Here is a 19,319-nt window from a genome sequence, read left to right on the forward strand (position 1 = left end):
AAACAACATTTACTGTATACTGAGAATCAAATGAAGTTGACTGACTGTAATCTCTTCTTACAGTAATCGGAGCTGAGCCAATTACTTCATTATGATAATTGTTTCCGTTATTATTATCCCAGTACTCGTTGCCGTCTGAAATGTATTTAATTGCGTATTCATCTTTAAAGCTGGTTATAGAAGCTTTGAAGATTTTTGAACCGTCTGAAAGGGTTGTAAAGTATTCAGCCTGTTTGTCTCTCCATTCTTCACCGGACATATAATTATAGTGAACATAAACTTGTTGAGATGAAGCATTATCTGTTGTTTTGATATAGATGTTGCGGGTAACCATACCGTATTTTACAAATGTTACGTCGCTTGAATACATGCTTACTCTGTCTGTAACAGCGCCAACATTTGTTTTTGACATTATGCAGAACAGGCTTAAAAGCATTGTAAATGCTAAAGCCAATGAAACGGATTTTTTAAATACATTTGTTTTTGTCATCGTTAAATCTCCTTATTTTGTTCTTTCGTAAGCGCTTACAGGTATATTATAGTACGTTGTTTGTGAATATTTAGTCGAAAGTTGTCGGAAAATACAAAATTGTGAAAAATATTAACTTGACTATGATTTTTTTGCAAAATAATTTTGTTTACAAGTTGCATTATGCTGTTTGTTGTGATATATTTCTATTGATTGATAATTTCTGTATTATTTAATGAAAGTGGGATTCAGAGTAACTGATATAGGTGAAATTATGGATTTTAAACTTATTGCATTAGACATTGACGGCACATTGCTTAACTCAAACAAGGAGCTTACTCCGCACACACGTTACGCTCTTATTGAAGCCCAGAGGCAGGGTAAGCGAATTATTATTGCATCGGGCAGACACCCTGTTGGTGTGGTTCCGCTTGCAAACGACCTTATGCTCGGAAGATACGGCGGATTTATTATGGCATTTGGCGGAGGAAAGATTATTGACTGCACAACAGGCAAAACCGTTGTCAGCAAGCTTTTCCCAAAGGAATATCTGCCTGATATTGTGGGAGTACTTAAGGATTCAAATATCACTGTTATGGTTCACGATGAAAGAAAAATTTTTGCAAACAACCGTGTTAATGATTATACCTATGTTGAGCGTGATATATTAAAAATGGATATGATAGCGGTTGATGACTTTATTTCTGCCGTTAACTTTGATATTAACAAAATTTTGCTTGCCGGCGAACCGGACGAACTTGATAAATATCAGGAAATTCTGTCAAAGAGATATGACGGATTGCTCGATGTATATAAGAGCGCGCCATACTTCCTTGAAATTATGCCGTTTGGCGTTTCAAAGGGCTCAATGCTTCCGCTTTTACTTGAAAAACTCGGAGTAAATAAGGATGAGCTGATTGCATTCGGTGATAATTACAATGATATGACCATGATAGGTTATGCCGGGTTTGGTGTAGCAATGAGTAATGGCGAAGAGGAAGTCAAAAAGATTGCAAATTATGTTTGCGAGTCCAATGATGATGACGGAATAGCTAAAACGCTTGAGAAATTTGTTTTGAAATAAAATAATAAATATTTTGAGGCAATGCTGCAATTTTTGCGGTGTTGCCTTTGTTCTTTAACAGAAAAAATTTTGTAAATGACAAATTAAACGGCTTTTTGGTGAAAATACCTAAATTACCGTACAAATTTTTGTCAGTGAAACAATCACTATAATTCTTTGAAAAAAATATACATTTTGAATACTACTTTATAATTAGCTTGTATTATTTTATTCAGTTTTTAAGGAGGAAAATCTATGGCACACTTTAAAAAGGTTATTGCTTTAATCCTGACGCTTTGTGTCGTATGCACTGCCGGAATCATTTCTGTTAATGCAGCAAACATTGATGACGACAGCGACACTTCTGCGTCAAGCGGCATTACCGTGCACTATTACAGCGAAAGCGGAACTCCGTATGTTTATTACTGGAACAGTCTTCCGCAGAATATTGAAACACAGTATCCCGGTAAGGCAATGATTGCTGAAGGCAACGGATATTACAAGTACACATTTGACAATGTTACAAAAATCAATCTCATGTTCGTTGTAAACGGCAAACAGTCAAAGGAACTTACACGTAAAACAGGCGAATGGTGGTATAAAGACGGCAGATGGTCAAGCACCAACACTCCGTATGACCGTGCAGATTTGAGAGAAGATTCTATCTACTTTATTATTACCACACGTTTTTATGACGGCGACACAGGTAACAACGTTCACTGCTGGGCTGACGGCGAAGCAAACAACCCTGACAGCGACCCTGCATGGCGCGGCGACTTCAAAGGCCTTATTGAGAAGATGGATTACATTAAGGCTCTTGGATTCTCCGCAATTTGGATTACACCTGTTGTAACAAATGCATCCGGTTACGATTATCACGGATACCATGCATTTGACTTTAGTACAGTTGATGTTCGTTATGAAAGTGATGACACCACATATCAGGACGTTATTGATGCAGCACACGCAAAAGGCTTGAAAATTATTCAGGACGTTGTTTGGAACCACTCAGGTAACTTCGGCGAAAAGACTCTTTGCGAAATGTTTACAAAGGAATACAACTCGGTTCAGGATCTTGCTTCAACAGACAGCATGAAGGTAATCGAGGGTTCTGAGCTTGATAAGGCTTATCCTAATTATGACAGTATGAACGGCGATGCACAGTTCCAGGCAAGACTTGACATAATGAAGGACCTTAAGAACAACGGTCACGATAAGCAGGAAACTTATCACAGAGAGCGTAATATGGGTTACGGTACCGAGCTTGAACAGCAGGGCTCAATGGCAGGCGACTGCGTTGATATTAACACAGAGAACCCGGTAGTTGCAAACTACATTACAGATACATATCTTGATTACGCAAATATGGGCGTTGACGCATTCCGTCTTGATACAGAAAAGCATATCAACAGATGGACACTCAACAGCGCTTATTTCCCTAAGTTTAAGAACATTAAGAACTTCTACATCTTCGGCGAAGTTTGTGCAAGATGGAGCGAGTTTATAAATGAGGGCGGCGCTTCTGACTCTCCGTTCTTCTTCACTTGGGCTGAAACCGAGAGTGCTTGGAAGAACAATTGGGGAACAAACTTCTCGGATTGGAATACCAACAACGAGAATTCAAAGAAGCATTATCAGACTCATATGTTCAAGAGCACAGACCAGCTTGAGAAGAGCAACAACGTTTACCTCAACGGTCTTACATATCACACACCTGATTACAGCAAGTCAAACGGTACAGGCGTAATTGACTTTACAATGCACTGGAACTTTGAAAATGCAAGTAGCGCATTTGGAACTGCACTTGGTGAAGATCCATACTTCAATGACTCAACATGGAACGTAACCTACGTTGATTCACACGACTATGCTCCAAACTCATGTCAGTATGTTCGTTACAATTACGGCACACAGGCTTGGGCTGAGAATATGGACCTTATGTTCACATTCCGTGGTATCCCATGTATTTATTACGGTTCAGAAATTGAATTCCAGAAAGGTCAGAAAATTGACGACGGAACAAATATTCCGCTTTCAAAGTCAGGCCGTGCATACTACGGTGACAACATTGAGGGTACTGTAACAGCTTCTGACTTTGGTAAGTATACAGCAAGCGGAAAGGTAAAAGAAACACTTTCTTCACCGCTTTCAGTTCACTTGCAGCAGCTTAACCTTATCAGACGTGCAGTTCCTGCTCTTCAGAAAGGTCAGTACACAACTTCAAGCAACTATGTTGACGGTAATATGGCATTTGTACGCCGTTACACAGCAAACGGCACAGACAGCCTTGCTTGTGTTGCAATCTCAGGCGGCGCAACATTCAAGAATCTTCCTAACGGCAAGTACATCGACGCCGTTACAGGCGATGTAAAGAATGTTACCAACGGTACTCTTACCGTTCCTTCAATGGGAACAGCAAATATGCGTGTTTACGTATGCTGCGCTCCAGGATTTACAGGAATCAACGGCAAGATTGGTACAAACGGCACATATCTTAAATAAGATTTACTCTTAAAATTCTTCAGGGCATTGCTTTTGCAGTGCCCTGATTTTGTATAATATCATGCCAATATAATTGAAATCACAATTGATTCTCTTTTCGGTAGAATTAATAATATATCTCAAAAGAATTTGTATATTCTTATTGCAAAAATTACATAACCTACCTATAAATACACCTTGAAAACAAACAGCTTTTATGATAAAATTATTAACATAAAATGTGAATAAATGGGTAATATGCATTTTGTCAGATAAAAACGAAAGGATAGGGAATATAATGTATAAAATAGTTAAGAAAAAAGCTCTTAACCCGACTGTTACATTAATGGAAGTTGAAGCTCCGCTTATCGCCAAAAAAGCAGAGCCGGGACAGTTTATTATTCTCAGAGTAGACGAAAACGGCGAGCGTATTCCGCTTACTGTTGCAGGCTATGACAGAGAAAAGGGTACTGTCAGAATAATTTTCCAGATTGTCGGTGCTACCACAAAGCTTTTGAATGAACTTAATGAGGGAGACTACATTCACGATTTTGTCGGTCCTCTCGGACAGCCGACTCATACCGACGGACTTAAAAAAGTCTGTGTTGTAGGCGGCGGCGTTGGTTGTGCGATTGCACTTCCTGTTGCTGAAAAGCTTCACGAAATCGGTTGTGAGGTTCACTCAATAGTTGGATTCAGAAATAAAGATTTGGTTATTCTAGAAGATGAATTCAATGCCTGTTCGGATAAATTCGTGGTTATGACCGATGACGGCTCATACGGCAGAAAAGGCGTTGTTACAACTCCGCTTGAAGAGCTTATAGAAGCCGGCGAAAACTACGATATGGTTATAACAATCGGTCCGCTTATTATGATGAAATTTGTTGTTAAGACAACAAAGCCGCATAATATTCCTACAACTGTTTCTATGAACCCGATTATGATTGACGGCACAGGAATGTGCGGCGGCTGTCGCTTAACGGTTGACGGCCAGACAAAGTTTGCTTGCGTTGACGGTCCTGATTTTGACGGATTTAAGGTTGATTTTGACGAGGCTATGAAGCGCGGAGCAATGTATAAGGAATTTGAGCGTCACGCATATGAAGAAACCTGCAATCTTTTGAACAAGGAGGTTGAGTAAAATGCCTAATATGTCACCAAAAAAGGCTCCGATGCCTTCGCAGGAGCCGAATGTAAGAAATAAAAACTTCCTTGAGGTTGCTTTGGGTTACACTCAGGAGGTAGCAGTTGAAGAGGCTCAGCGTTGCCTCCACTGCAAGCATAAGCCATGTGTATCCGGCTGTCCGGTACATATTCAGATTCCTGATTTTATAAAAGAAGTTGCCGAGGGTAATTTCGGCGCAGCATATGACGTTATCTCACAGTCAAGCTCACTTCCTGCCGTATGCGGTCGTGTATGTCCGCAGGAAAGCCAGTGTGAGTCAAAGTGTGTAAGAGGAATCAAGACCGAGCCTGTCGGAATCGGCAGACTTGAGCGCTTTGTTGCCGATTGGCACAACGCTCAGGAAAATGTAGTTGTTAATAAGCCACAGCCAAACGGTCACAAGGTTGCCGTTATCGGTTCGGGCCCTGCCGGTCTTACCTGCGCAGGTGACCTTGCAAAGAAAGGTTATGACGTAACAGTATTTGAGGCACTTCACCTTGCCGGCGGCGTGCTTGTTTACGGTATCCCTGAATTCAGACTTCCTAAGTCAATTGTTCAGAAAGAGGTTGACACTCTTAAGGCACTTGGCGTTAAGGTTGAGACAAATATGGTTGTCGGCCGTGTAATCTCAATTGACGAACTTATGGACGACTACGGCTTTGAATCGGTATTTATCGGTTCAGGCGCAGGTTTGCCAAGATTTATGAATATCCCGGGTGAAAACTACTGCGGCGTATATTCGGCAAATGAGTTCCTCACCAGAACCAATCTTATGAAAGCATACAAAGACGGTTCTACTACCCCGATTATGCATTCCAAAAAGGTTGCGGTAGTCGGCGGCGGTAACGTTGCTATGGATGCGGCAAGATGTGCAAAACGTCTTGGTGCCGATGAAGTTTATATAGTTTACAGAAGAAGCGAAGAAGAGCTTCCTGCCCGTAAAGAGGAAGTTGAACACGCAAAAGAAGAGGGAATCATCTTCAAACTGCTCAACAACCCGATTGAAATTCTCGGCAACGAGGACGAATTTGTTACAGGTATGAAGTGCATCAAGATGGAGCTTGGCGAGCCTGACGCAAGCGGCAGACGCCGCCCTGTTCCGGTTGAGGGAAGCGAGTTCGTTATTGACGTTGATTCTGTAATTATCGCAATCGGTACTTCGCCAAATCCGCTCATCAAGTCAACTACTAAGGGACTTGAAACTCAGAAATGGGGCGGAATTATTGCTGACGACAACGGTGCTACTTCACGTGAAGGTGTTTTTGCCGGCGGTGACGCAGTCACAGGTGCGGCAACGGTTATCCTTGCAATGGGTGCCGGTAAGACCGCAGCAGCAGCAATTGATGAATATATTCAGAATAAAAACAAATAATTGAATCCGAATTTTTAAGGGAACGGCGGTTGTCGTTCCCTTTTTTAGCGGCTTTTTGCGGCTTATTGTTTTATCCTATAACTAATAATAACTTTTTGGAATGGCGAATCCTATTTACAACCGAGCTCAATTATGGTAATATACAACGCAAAGGAAACACACCAATATGGTATGTAATTGATAGGGGTATATTATTATGTTAAAGCTTTTGGTAGATCTCCTGAGACAAAATTACAGATATGAACGAATGTGTTAATAAATTTGATGATTATTACAAACACTGAATTTAAATCTATAATTTTTAAGGAGATAATGAAAATGAAGAAAATTTTATCAATCATATTAACATCAGCACTCGCACTTACATCAGTTGCAGCTTTTGCAGGCTGCTCATCAGATTCGTCATCAAACAGTGACAGCTCTTCATCATCATCTGAGAGCTCAAAGGTAGAGAATGTTACAATCGCTGTTCCTAATGACACAACAAACGAAGCAAGAGCACTTTTGCTTTTGGAAGAGCTCGGATACATCACTCTTGACAAAGATGCCGGAATTACTGCAACAGTTAAGGACATAACAGATAATCCGCATAACATAAAGTTTAACGAGGTTGAAGCAGCTCAGGTTCCAAACGTACTTCAGGATGTTGACTACGCAGTAATTAATTCAAATTACGCAATTGAAGCAGGTTTGAATCCGGTTAAAGATTCACTTGGAATCGAAGGATCTTCATCAGCTTACGGCAACATTCTTGCCGTTAAAGAGGGCAACGAAAACTCAGATAAGATTAAGGCACTCAAGGCTGCACTCGAAAGCAAGCAGATTGCAGATTTTATTTCAAGCAAATATGACGGCGCAGTTGTTAGCACAGTTGATAATCCGACAGACGGCTTTGACAGCTCGGTAGATTATGATTCACTTAAGGGTGAGAAGATTACAGTTGCAGCATCTCCGACACCTCACGCCGAGATTCTTGCAGAGGCTAAGAAAATCCTTGCCGAGAAAGACATTGACCTTGAAGTAACCGAGTTTACAGATTATGTTCAGCCAAACAATGTTGTTGAAAGCGGCAAATTTGACGCAAACTACTTCCAGCACCTTCCTTATCTTGAGGACTTTAACTCTCAGAACGGAACTCAACTTGTATCGACTGCTACTATCCACGTTGAGCCAATCGGAATTTACGGTGGCAAACAGAAAACCCTTGACGCTTTAAAATAATACAAATTATTAGAGAGGAGGACTTTCGGTGATTGAAATAAAAAACGTGTCAAAAACTTTTAAAGTTGACGGCAAAGATTTTGAAGCACTAAAAAATGTTTCGCTCAAAATTAATGACGGTGATATTTACGGAATCATCGGAATGAGCGGCGCAGGAAAAAGCACACTTGTAAGGTGCATCAATATGCTTGAAAGTCCTACCTCGGGCGATATAGTAATAGACGGCAAAAGTATGACTGCGCTTTCGCCGTCGGAGCTGAGAAAAGAGCGCTCAAAAATCGCTATGATTTTTCAGAGCTTTAACCTGCTCATGCAGAAAAATGTGTTAAAAAACATCAGCTTCCCTCTTGAGCTTGCAGGCGTCAAGAGGGCTGACGCGCGTAAAAAGGCATTGGAATTACTTGAACTTGTAGGACTTCCAGACAAAGCAAATGCTTATCCGGCTCAGCTTTCCGGCGGTCAGCAGCAAAGAGTGGCAATAGCCAGAGCACTTGCCACCGACCCGAAAATTTTGCTCTGCGATGAGGCTACAAGCGCACTTGACCCAAAAACAACAAAGTCTATACTCAACCTAATTAAAGAGATAAATCAAAAATATAACATAACTGTTGTTATTATTACCCACGCAATGTCGGTAGTTGAGGAAGTTTGCAACAAGGTTGCAATTATTTCTGACGGTGTTGTTGCCGAAGAGGGCGAAGTGGTTCAGGTATTTGCTCATCCACAGTCAGAAGTCGCAAAACATCTTGTTAATCCCGATTATGAGGAAAATCAGGTGAATTTATCTGCATATAAAAAAGTAATACGCATTGTTCTTAACGGAGCAAACATCGTTGGTATGCCGCTTATTTCCAAATTATCGCTTGACCTAAATATTCTTGTGAATCTGGTTTCGGTATCTACCAAAGAATTGAACGGCGTTTTGTACGGTAATATTACTATCGGCGTTGACAGTGATGAAACGCTTTTGAAAATTCGCAAGTATCTTGCTGAATTTGACGGAATTGAAGTTGAGGAGGTTCGGTAATGTTTAATGATTTATTTTCGCAGGAAACCCTTGCCGAAGCTTGGAAAATAATCAGCAGTGAAATGCTTTTTGCATTGTGGGAGACCCTGTATATAACAGTTCTTGCCACTTTGTTTTCAATAATTATCGGTCTTCCGATAGGCGTTATTCTTGCCACGGGAGATAAGGACGGCGTTTTGCCGCTGCCAAAACCGTTAATGGTAGTAATTAATTTTATAGTTAATATACTGCGTTCCGTGCCATTTTTGATTTTAATGATAATGGTATTTCCTCTTACAAGACTTATAGTCGGTACAACAGTCGGTACAACCGCATCTATTGTGCCTCTTGTTATTGCGGCGTTTCCGTTCGTTGCAAGACTTGTGGAGGGAAGCCTCAGAGAAATCAATCCAAATATTATAGAAGCGGCTCAGAGTATGGGTGCGTCACCGTTTCAGGTAATTGTCAAGGTGATGATTCCCGAAAGCGTTCCGTCGCTTATTTCAAACTTTACGATTGCCATAACCACGATTTTAAGCTATACCGCAATGAGCGGCATTATCGGAGGCGGCGGCCTTGGAAAAATAGCTATTAATTACGGCTATTACCGTTATAAGTATTTGGTAATGTTTGCGGCGGTTGTTTTGCTGATTGTGCTTGTTCAGGTGTTCCAATCTGTCGGTACACATCTTGCCATAAAAACAGATAAACGTCTTAAAAGATAATGCACACTAACCCTAAGTATTTCAGGTTTGGAATACTTAGGGGGTTTTTAATTTTGGTTGGTTTTTATAACCTGAATGCAGATGCCTTCGCTTTTAAAGCGTGTGCCGCATCGAGGTTTGTTCCTTTGCACTGACTGCAATTCGTTGCTTTTTAATGTTGTGGTTAATTTATGCATAACCTAACGTCAAGCTTGTTATAAAGAGATTTTGAAACTATTAAACGGTTATATTGCCATAAATGAAATAAAATTTACCATATGTGTGTTATTATAATAACGAATATGATTTATTCGGGAGGCTAAAATTTATGTCAGACGTAATCAGAATTTTTGTTGAAAAACGTGACGGCTTCAACGTTCTTGCAAAGCAGACGTTGTGGGATATTCGTCACAATCTCGGAATGAAATCCGTTACAGATTTGCGCTACATTGTCCGCTATGACATTGAGGGATTGTCAAAGGAAGAATATGATAAGGCAAAGGGAATTGTGCTTTCCGAGCCTAACGCAGACGTGATTTATGAAGAAACATTGCCTGTTGAGGACGGCTGGAAGGTATTTGCGATGGAGTATCTCCCGGGCCAGTACGACCAGCGCGGCGACTCTGCCGAGCAGTGTGTTCAGCTCCTTACACAGGGCGAAAGGTGCAAGGTGCTTACCGCACGTGTTATTGCACTTAAGGGCGATATTACTTCTGACGAACTCACAAAGGTTGAAGAATACCTTATCAACCCGGTTGAAAGTCGCCTTGCTTCCCTTGAAAAGCCAACAACGCTTGATATTGAAACTCCTGTACCCGAAAATGTAAAGCGTGTTGAGGGCTTTATAAAATGGAACGACGATGAGATGGAAAAATATTACGGTTCAATGGGCTTTGCTATGACGCTTGATGATTTAAAGTTCTGCCGTGATTATTTTCGTGATACCGAACACCGTGACCCGAGTGTAACAGAACTCAGGGTTATCGATACATATTGGTCGGACCATTGTCGTCACACCACCTTCCTTACACGATTAAGTGAAATTGAAATAGAAAAATCAGCACTCGGCAAGGTTATCGAAGACGCTCTTGCTGAGTATTATCAAACACGTGACGAGGTTTACGGCAAAGACACAAAGAGAATAGTATCTCTTATGGACATGGCTTTGATAGGTATGAAGTCGCTCAAAAAGAAAGGACTTATTCCCGACCTTGATGAAAGCGAAGAAATCAACGCCTGCTCTATCGAAGTGCCTGTTACAATTGACGGAAAGACAGAAAAGTGGCTTGTTCAGTTTAAAAACGAAACTCACAACCACCCAACCGAGATAGAACCTTTCGGCGGTGCGGCAACTTGCCTTGGCGGTGCTATTCGTGACCCGCTTTCGGGACGTGCTTATGTTTATCAGGCTATGCGTGTTACCGGTTCGGGTGACCCGACAATCCCGTTTAAGGACACTATGCACGGAAAACTTCCTTCAAGAAAAATCACTACCGGTGCTGCCAACGGTTACAGCTCATACGGTAACCAGATAGGTCTTGCAACAGGTCAGGTAACAGAACTTTATGACAAGGGCTATGTTGCAAAAAGAATGGAAATCGGCGCAGTTATCGGTGCTTCTCCAAAGGAAAATGTTATTCGTGAGGTTCCGCTTCCGGATGATGTTATCGTTCTTTTGGGCGGAAGAACAGGACGTGACGGCTGCGGCGGCGCAACGGGTTCTTCAAAGGCTCACACAGAAAGCTCAATCGAAACCTGCGGAGCAGAGGTACAAAAGGGTAATCCTCCGACAGAGCGTAAAATTCAGCGTTTGTTCAGAAATCCGAATGTTGCAAAGCTTATAAAGAGATGTAACGACTTTGGTGCAGGCGGCGTATGCGTTGCAATAGGCGAGCTTGCAGACGGTCTTACGGTTGATTTGGACAAAGTTACAAAGAAGTATGACGGACTTGACGGCACGGAACTTGCAATTTCCGAGAGCCAGGAAAGAATGGCAGTTGTTTTGGACAAAAAAGATGTTGACAATTTTATTGCAGAAGCCGACAAAGAAAACCTTGAGGCAACAGCGGTTGCGGTTGTAACAGAAAATCCAAGACTCACAATGAATTGGAGAGGTGACACAATTGTTGACCTCAGCCGTGAGTTTTTGAATACAAACGGTGTTACTCAGGTTGCCAAGGCTTATATTACTGCTCCTAAGGCAGAGTATTGTTACCGTGAAAAATGCCCCGAAAAACTCGAAAATCTTTCATTTGACGAGGCAATAAAAGAAAATATGGGTAGACTTGAGGTTTGCTCACAAATCGGACTTGCAGAGCGTTTTGACTCATCTATCGGTGCCGCAACGGTAATTATGCCGTTTGGCGGAAAAAATCAGCTTACTCCGCAAGAGGCAATGGTTGCAAAGATTCCGCTTGAAAAAGGAGAAACCGATGACGCAACCGCAATGAGTTACGGCTACATTCCGGGAGTATCACGTTGGAGTCCGTTCCACGGTTCGGCTTATGCGGTAGTTGAATCGCTGTCTAAGCTGCTTGCAATCGGAGCAAATCCGCTTACTGCACGTTTGACATTCCAAGAGTATTTTGAAAGATTAAAGGACGTTCCCTCACGTTGGGGCAAGCCTGCCGCTGCACTTTTGGGTGCAATGGAAGCTCAGCTCAAACTCGGTCTTCCGTCTATCGGCGGCAAGGACAGTATGTCGGGAACTTTTGAAGATATAGACGTTCCGCCAACCCTTGTAAGTTTTGCTGTTGCTATGACAAAGGCTTCAAAGACAATTTCAACGGAATTTAAGAAGTCGGGTTCAAAGGTTATCTATGTTCCCGTTCCGGAAAACAAGGAAACTTTAATGCCTGATTGGGACAAGCTTATTGCAATGTACAAGGCGGTTTATGCTTTGGCAGACAGCGGAAAAATCCTATCTGCATCCGTTGTAAAAGAGGGCGGCGCAGCTGCAAGCGTTTGCAAAGCCTGCTTTGGTAACGGAATTGGATTCAAGTTTGCAAAAGAACTTACAAACAAAGAATTGTTTGCTCCGCTTTCCGGTTCGCTCGTTATTGAGCTTGCCGACGGTGCGGCACTTGACGACAGCGTATTAAGCTATGATTTGGGTGTGACTACTGATGACGGAAAAATCTCGATGGGTAAAGACAGTGTTCTGCTTTCTGACATTATTGACAAGTGGACTGCTCCTCTTGAAAAGGTATTTCCAACGCAGGCGGACTGCCCGAAAATGGCAGTTGATGCAGGATTATTTACAGAAAGAAATCAGCACTCTCCTGCAATAAAGACAGCAAAACCAAAGGTGTTTATTCCTGTATTCCCCGGTACAAACTGCGAAGTTGATACCGCACGCGCATTTGAAAAAGCAGGCGCAGAGGTTGAGACTCTTATTGTTAAGAACTTAAGCTCAAAGGGAATTGAAGAGACCATTGATAAAATGGAAGAAATTATAAAATCATCACAAATGATTATGCTTCCGGGTGGTTTCTCGGGCGGTGACGAGCCGGACGGTTCAGGTAAATTTATCGCAACAACATTCCGTAATCCGAGAGTTGCCGAGGCTGTAAATGAGCTTCTTAAAAAACGTGACGGTCTTATGTTAGGAATTTGCAACGGCTTCCAGGCACTCATAAAACTCGGTCTTGTACCGTACGGCGAAATCAGAGAGCTGAAGCCAACCGACCCAACATTGACCTTTAACACAATCGGCCGTCATATTTCTCATATGGCGTACACAAGAGTTACTTCGGTAAAATCTCCGTGGTTTGCCGGTGTTAATGCAGGCGATGTTTTTGCGGTTCCCGTTTCACACGGTGAGGGTAGATTTATGGCTGATATCCAAACCGTTAAGCAGCTTGCTGAAAACGGACAGATTGCAACACAGTATGTTGACCTTAACGGCAAGCCAAGCGAAGACATTACCTACAACCTCAACGGTTCGGTTTGCGCAATTGAGGGTATTACCTCTCCTGACGGAAGAGTTTTGGGTAAAATGGGACACAGCGAAAGAAAGGGCGAAAACCTTTATAAGAATGTTCCGTTTGAAAAAGACCAAAAGATTTTTGAAAGCGGCGTAAACTACTTTAAATAATTGAAATAAAATGATTGACTGCCGCAGAGACTTTTGCTCTGCGGCAGTTTGTGATTTAATTGACATATATGTTATCAGATTATCATATTGTATTGTTATAGATATATAACAAGTTGCATAAATATCACACTGTTCACTATAATTAAGCAGCGCTGAAATATATAAATATGCATAAACACCAAATATGTGAAGTAATATTGACTTTTACAGATTTTATAAATATAATATTATATTGAAAATATTATAGATATGAGGGGTTATAAAAATGGCATTTTGCAGTAATTGCGGTGCAAAACTTGACGATAATGCAGAGTTTTGCTCATCTTGTGGTACTCGTGTTCAAAAGAAAGCAGAAAACGTTAATCCTCAGCAGGCATATTCAAATCAGTCTTATCAGAACCAGAACGCCCAGCAGGCTCAGCCGTTGGACGCTGATGTTCAAAACAACAAGGTAATGGCTGTTCTTGCATATATTGGTTTGCTGGTATTAATTCCGATATTTGCAGCCAAAGATTCAAAGTTTGCCCGTTTTCATTCGGGTCAGGGATTAACTCTTATGATTTTTTCTGTTGCATATTGGATTTTGCAGTTAATTATCAATGCAATTGTGGGAACAATTTTTCCGCCGACATGGTTCGGTGTTCCTAGCGTTGTTGCATCATTGGTATCGGCTATCCTGAGCCTTGGCGGTATCTTCTTTTTGGTTCTTGCAATTATCGGAATTGTTAACGCTGCAAAGGGAACTTTTACTAAGTTGCCGATTCTCGGACAGATTGACTTTATCAGTAAGCATTTTGAAAAGTAATAAGCAAGATGTATTCATATAATCAGGAGGAGCAAAGTATGAATAAAATCAAAAAAAACCTTGCTGTTTTGATGACAGCATGTGTGGCAGTTTTAGCATCGACCGTTACTTCATTTGCGGCAGGTTCCGATAAAGTAATTGATAACGATTACCTAAGACTTGGCGTAGACTCAGGCAGATTTATCGCTTATAAGACAGACGGTACTTCGTCAACAGATAACGACCAGCGTCTTCTTTACGGAGATTCAAAACTTGTTTACGATGCACCGTACGGAACTTCAAGAGTTTATTTTTCGGTTGACGGAAGTGTAAGCTATCGCACTTCTTACGAGCAAAGCATTTCTGACGACGGAAAAACTATTACCGAAAGTTTCAATTATGATGGCGTTGAGTTTGCAAAGTCATATGAGTTTGTAAATAACAGTGTTACCGGCAAGGACGACGCTTTTTCTGTTACAATGAAAGCTACCAATACATCCGATGAGTCAAAAAATGTAGGTTGCAGAATTATGTTTGACACAATGCTTGATGCAAACGACAGTGCTCCGTTCAGGGTTCCCGGCATTGGTCCTGTAACAACCAGAACAAGACTTGTCGGCGACCAAATTACAAAGAATTATCAGGTGTTTGATGATTTGTCAAATCCGACAATCACTGCGTCAGGCTCGTTTGCAACCGGTTCCGGCAAACCTGATGAAGTTCAGTATAACAATTACTTTATTAGCTCAAGCGATGTGCTTGTTCCTGATGTAGACAGCAGTTCCGCCATCGGCGACAGCACCGTAAACGGAATTTGGTATGAGAAAGCTCTTGCACCTGGTGAAAGCAGAACATACACGGGATACTATGGACTTGGCGAAGTTATCGTAAGCAGAAACGGCAAAATTTCAGTTGGAGCAACCAAGGTAGAACAGAATTTTGAAGTTAATGCAGACGGAACAGGTTATAATCTGGTTTCACTTATGGGATATTTGAAAAATTCCGGAGATATTGACCTTAACAATGTAAAACTCGGTATTTCACTTCCAAGCGGAGTAGAGCTTGCGTCAGGTGAAAACACCATCACATATTCTCAGCTTTCTTCTAACGCAGAACAGCAGACAACTTGGCAGTTAAAGGCTGATCCAAGTAATGTGGAAAGAACAGTTACGGTTACAATCAGCGTTGATTCCGACGAAACTTCAGAGCCTGCTTCTGTTGAGGTCAGCTATGTTATCCCTGCAATATCAGGTGAAGTTATTGATAATACAGAACCTGTAACAACTGTTCCCGAAACAACAATTGCACCGACAACAGTTGAAGCAAGTTCAACTGCTTATGCGGCTACTGCAGATACATCAACAAAGAAAGCTACCGCCGACACAGCCGATAATAACGCTGTTCAAACAGGTAATACAGGATTGGTTTCCGCTGTTGTTGTTTTGATTGCCGGTTTAGCTTTTGCCGCAGTTATGTATTATAAGAGAAAGATAAATCTTTAATAAAACACAATAGTATTTTGTTAGGAGCACTTGTCAAAGACAGGTGCTCCTTTTTGCAGTGTATTTATTAATGTAAGTTTTATCAAACCCGACAATTATGGTGATTTAATAATAAGTGTCCTTATGAAATTAAAGTGGACAAATCCCTTATTAATAGCAAGAGGCTGCATTCAAACGAATACAGCCTCTGTGAGCTTAATAAAAGGTAGGAGTGTGATAATTTCCAAAATTTAAAAAGCTCTTATAGGAAAGAAAAATGAAATAAATTTTGTATAATAAAACATAATAAATATGTTTTATGCATTTTTGGATTTATTTGAGTTAGAGGTCAAAACCTTTTTAGCTATCAACAGTGCGGCAATAATAACTATTGCAACAATGGCAACTATTAACAAAGCGGTAAAGTTGGTGTTTGCAATTCCTGTGATTGCAAAGTCGCCTGTTTCTGCATCCTGAAGATTCGGGAAAACAAGGATTGAAACTGCTGTGATTGCGGCAAGAAGTACAAGTCCGGCAATTCCGCTGAGTATATAAGAAGCTGTTGGAATATCGCTCTTTTTTGCGGCAGCGATTTTTGGCTTTGAAAAGTCAATTACCAGTGCAATGTAAACTGCGGCGATAACAGTTATGATTGTTTCCGGAAGCATATATGTTGCATTGTAGGCAAGTGAATAAACAAGACCGTCCGAACTTGGAATAGAAACGCCTGCCCATACTGTGCAACCCGAAATTACGTGGAATATGTATCTTACAACACAGGCAAAAAGTGCACCACAGCCCATTGCTGTCGGAGCATTTTCCATCTTTCTGAAAACTGCACCAAGTGATGTTGCGGCGAACGCAAACAAATAGTCAAGCAGGATAATTGCAATTGCTGCGCCGAAGCTTGTTGCATATGACAGGTTGTTAAGACCAAACAGCATTTGAACAAGACCATACACAAAGCCTGTCAGCGCACCCCACGGGAAGCCGTAACGATATGCAATGATAATCAGCGGAAGCATTGAAGCAAAAGTTACGCTTCCTCCGTAAGGCATATCAATTACCTTAATAAGGCTGAGAATGGTTGCAAGCGCAATCATAACCGCACTTTCGGTCATCTTTTGTAAAAGTTTTACGTTTTTCATAAAAAATCCCCTTTCTAAAACACCGCTCAAATCCGAATAATGAAAATCATATTGCGCTGTTTCACACAATAAAAAACACCATACGTATCGTATGGTGCTAAAATCTGCTTACGCAAAAATATTGTGCTCCCTACGACGGCATTATCCGTATCAGGTTAAGGGTTTTGAATACAATAATTCAATCTCAGCCGACTTATGTCAGCACCCCTGTGGTATTTTATATCATATAATATACATCCAAAGCCGAATTTTGTCAAGAAATAAACATATAGATATAAATTTTGTTATGTATAATTAATTTATACATAATCTTGTGTAAATTTTGCTTGACAAATGTAATTATATACTATATAATTGTAAAAAAATGTTGTTTATAGTCTTTTTTAACTAAAATTCACAATTTGTGTATAAAATTATTAATTTATAAATTTTAAATTGTTTAACAGTTAATATATTAGGCAATAAAATTGAAAATGCAAATTAAATCTACTATAACATAGCAAAATATTATAAATTAATAAAATAATATACTGATATATTATTATGAAATCAAATTACTAGTAAGGAGAGATATAAGTGGATATTCATTATAAGGAAAAGGATCCTAAAAACACGGTTGCGTTTTTAAAAAATAAATTAAAAACTATGAATTTACAAACAGAAGAAGCCTGTTTTAACGCGAGCGTTATTGGAACAAATTCTGTGAGAGTAGTTTTTAAGGGTACCAGGATTGGAACAAATGGTAAAGGAGTTAATAAAGATTATTGTATGGCCAGTGCATACGCTGAGTTATTTGAAAGGTTTTCTAACAACTTTGTAAATCCAGTTCCTGATTTTAGGGATAATAGTTCTTACAGCTTTAGAAATTTCCAGATGAACAATATCTAAATGCATTTGATATTGTAAAGCAGGACAATGCGTATATAAATCGTTATTTTGAAAATAGAAATAAAGAAAAGTTATCTATCGAAGAAAAGTCTATACTGTTTGAATCAGTAAATGTTCCGGATAAGATAGAAAATAATGAAAAATACTATTTAACGGTTCCTTTTTTTGATGTAAGAAATAAAAAGACTACTTACCATATAGTCTTTTTATTCATAATTTTGGTAGTAATGGAATGTCAGCGGGAAATTCTCCTGCTGAAGCCATAGTTCAGGGATTAGCTGAGATAGTCGAAAGGTTTATTCAGAAAAAGATTATCGTTGAAGCTTTACAACTACCAAATGTTCCAGATGATGTAATAAAAAAATATCCGTATGTATATTCTATGTTCAAAAGAGCTTGTTCATTTGAAAATTTGAATGTTTATATGAAAGATTGTTCTTTAGGCGGAGAGTATCCGGTAGCGGGCTTATTAATGATAGAAAAAAATACGGGGAAATATGGTCTTAAATTGGGATGTCATCCAGATTTTGGTGTAGCCATGGAGAGAACACTTACTGAAGCTACACAAGGAGGAGAGATTACCATATATTCAAATCGAAGCTATATGGATTTTACCAATAAAAGTGTATATACTCCACATAATTTGATGAATAGCTTCGCTACAGGGAAAGCGCAATACCCTTTTCAGTCTGTTAGTCAGTCTGCCAATTGGAAACATACTTTTATTAAAAACAGGAGTCTCTGGCGAATTAATAATACGTGCACTAATAATTGCAGCATTGGTTTTATCTATTTCCTATATTTTATCGTTGTTATCAATTAACCGAAATATAAATAATTATATATTTTTAATAAAGAATAATTCTAATATTACTAAAAAGGATAAAGTGAGAAATATGCAATCAAAAAATAAGCTAAAATCATTTCCCCTAAATATTTCGACTATTTGGTTTTACTTAATAGGCCTATTTTTCATTCTTTCGTTACTATCAATTTTTGTTAGTAATAAACTGATTTTTATTTGGAATATCATCTTTGCTCCCATTGTAATTAGTGATTATTTTGAAACAAAAGAAAGAGATAGTTTAAAATGCACAGGTCCGTAAAAAACGGACAATAGAAAAAACAGACCCCCTATGGTAGAATAAAATAAACTACCATAGGGGGATTTTGTATGCCAAGAGAATATCGACATATACAACAATATGAAAAAGAAATAATAGAGCTTTGGGAACAAGGAAAGACATTAAGAGAAATTGCAGAAAAATTTGGATTTAGCAAAAATCAAGTACAGGAATTTAAAACAAGATATAACCGTAAGCAAAGGAAACTTGCATCGGGTATAGTAATTAAACCCAAAGGTAGACCACGAAAAGATGGAACTTCTCTACCGCCATCAATACAACAATTAAGCAAGTTGTCTCAGATGCAATACGAAATT

14 protein-coding genes, 1 pseudogene and 1 riboswitch are annotated in these 19,319 nt (G+C 39.9%); of the genes and pseudogenes, 13 read left to right on the forward strand and 2 right to left on the reverse strand.

The annotated features are described in order from the left end of the window. A partial coding sequence (locus BLP46_RS11230; RefSeq protein ID WP_143000490.1) for a carbohydrate-binding protein occupies positions 1 to 490 on the reverse strand: 490 nt, incomplete at its 3' end. A gap of 253 nt (positions 491 to 743) precedes the next feature. On the opposite strand from BLP46_RS11230, the gene BLP46_RS11235 reads away from it, so the two are divergent. The 10 genes from BLP46_RS11235 to BLP46_RS11280 all read left to right on the forward strand — a co-directional run bounded on the left by BLP46_RS11235 (position 744) and on the right by BLP46_RS11280 (position 15,863). Beyond that, the gene (locus tag BLP46_RS11235) at positions 744 to 1,553 is read left to right on the forward strand and encodes a Cof-type HAD-IIB family hydrolase (RefSeq protein ID WP_167669257.1); all 810 of its coding nucleotides are present in this window, start codon (positions 744 to 746) and stop codon (positions 1,551 to 1,553) included. Between the two features lie 234 nt (positions 1,554 to 1,787). After that, positions 1,788 to 4,034, forward strand: coding sequence for an alpha-amylase family glycosyl hydrolase (locus BLP46_RS11240; RefSeq protein WP_092979004.1), 2,247 nt, complete (start codon positions 1,788 to 1,790; stop codon positions 4,032 to 4,034). A gap of 277 nt (positions 4,035 to 4,311) precedes the next feature. Then, positions 4,312 to 5,154, forward strand: coding sequence for a sulfide/dihydroorotate dehydrogenase-like FAD/NAD-binding protein (locus tag BLP46_RS11245; protein ID WP_092979006.1), 843 nt, complete (start codon positions 4,312 to 4,314; stop codon positions 5,152 to 5,154). A 1-nt stretch (position 5,155) separates the two neighbouring features. Continuing rightward, complete coding sequence (gene gltA / locus BLP46_RS11250) at positions 5,156 to 6,550, forward strand: NADPH-dependent glutamate synthase (RefSeq protein ID WP_092979008.1); 1,395 nt, start codon at positions 5,156 to 5,158, stop codon at positions 6,548 to 6,550. A gap of 318 nt (positions 6,551 to 6,868) precedes the next feature. Beyond that, positions 6,869 to 7,771, forward strand: coding sequence for a MetQ/NlpA family ABC transporter substrate-binding protein (locus BLP46_RS11255; protein ID WP_092979010.1), 903 nt, complete (start codon positions 6,869 to 6,871; stop codon positions 7,769 to 7,771). Positions 7,772 to 7,799: 28 nt separating this feature from the next. After that, positions 7,800 to 8,798 carry a methionine ABC transporter ATP-binding protein gene (locus tag BLP46_RS11260; RefSeq protein ID WP_092979012.1) on the forward strand — a complete coding sequence of 333 codons (999 nt, stop codon included), beginning with the start codon at positions 7,800 to 7,802 and terminating at the stop codon, positions 8,796 to 8,798. Between the two features lie 62 nt (positions 8,799 to 8,860). Next, a complete protein-coding gene (locus tag BLP46_RS11265) occupies positions 8,861 to 9,502 on the forward strand; it encodes a methionine ABC transporter permease (RefSeq protein WP_318259597.1) in 642 nt (213 codons plus the stop codon). Positions 9,503 to 9,809: 307 nt separating this feature from the next. After that, on the forward strand, positions 9,810 to 13,577 hold the full coding sequence (locus BLP46_RS11270) for a phosphoribosylformylglycinamidine synthase (protein ID WP_092979014.1): 3,768 nt from the start codon (positions 9,810 to 9,812) through the stop codon (positions 13,575 to 13,577). A 265-nt stretch (positions 13,578 to 13,842) separates the two neighbouring features. After that, entirely contained in the window at positions 13,843 to 14,382 is a 540-nt protein-coding gene (locus BLP46_RS11275) for a zinc ribbon domain-containing protein (RefSeq protein WP_092979016.1), read from the forward strand. A 38-nt stretch (positions 14,383 to 14,420) separates the two neighbouring features. Next, on the forward strand, positions 14,421 to 15,863 hold the full coding sequence (locus tag BLP46_RS11280) for a hypothetical protein (protein ID WP_092979018.1): 1,443 nt from the start codon (positions 14,421 to 14,423) through the stop codon (positions 15,861 to 15,863). A gap of 296 nt (positions 15,864 to 16,159) precedes the next feature. Here the strand turns inward: BLP46_RS11280 and BLP46_RS11285 are convergent, their stop codons facing one another. Then, a complete protein-coding gene (locus BLP46_RS11285; RefSeq protein WP_143000491.1) occupies positions 16,160 to 16,990 on the reverse strand; it encodes an energy-coupled thiamine transporter ThiT in 831 nt (276 codons plus the stop codon). A gap of 110 nt (positions 16,991 to 17,100) precedes the next feature. Beyond that, positions 17,101 to 17,209, reverse strand: a riboswitch (TPP riboswitch). Between the two features lie 357 nt (positions 17,210 to 17,566). Here BLP46_RS11285 and BLP46_RS11290 point away from each other — a divergent pair. The 3 genes and pseudogenes from BLP46_RS11290 to BLP46_RS11300 form a co-directional block, all read left to right on the forward strand. Continuing rightward, positions 17,567 to 17,878 (forward strand): hypothetical protein, encoded by a 312-nt coding sequence (locus tag BLP46_RS11290; protein WP_092979022.1) that lies wholly within the window; start codon positions 17,567 to 17,569, stop codon positions 17,876 to 17,878. A 199-nt stretch (positions 17,879 to 18,077) separates the two neighbouring features. Continuing rightward, positions 18,078 to 18,701, forward strand: a pseudogene (locus BLP46_RS11295) (YcaO-like family protein); the annotation flags it as partial. 351 nt (positions 18,702 to 19,052) lie between these two features. Then, a partial coding sequence (locus BLP46_RS11300; protein WP_092978979.1) for a helix-turn-helix domain-containing protein occupies positions 19,053 to 19,319 on the forward strand: 267 nt, incomplete at its 3' end.

The organism is Ruminococcus sp. YE282, assembly GCA_900101355.1.
Classification (GTDB): Bacteria; Bacillota; Clostridia; order Oscillospirales; family Acutalibacteraceae; genus Ruminococcoides; species Ruminococcoides bromii_A.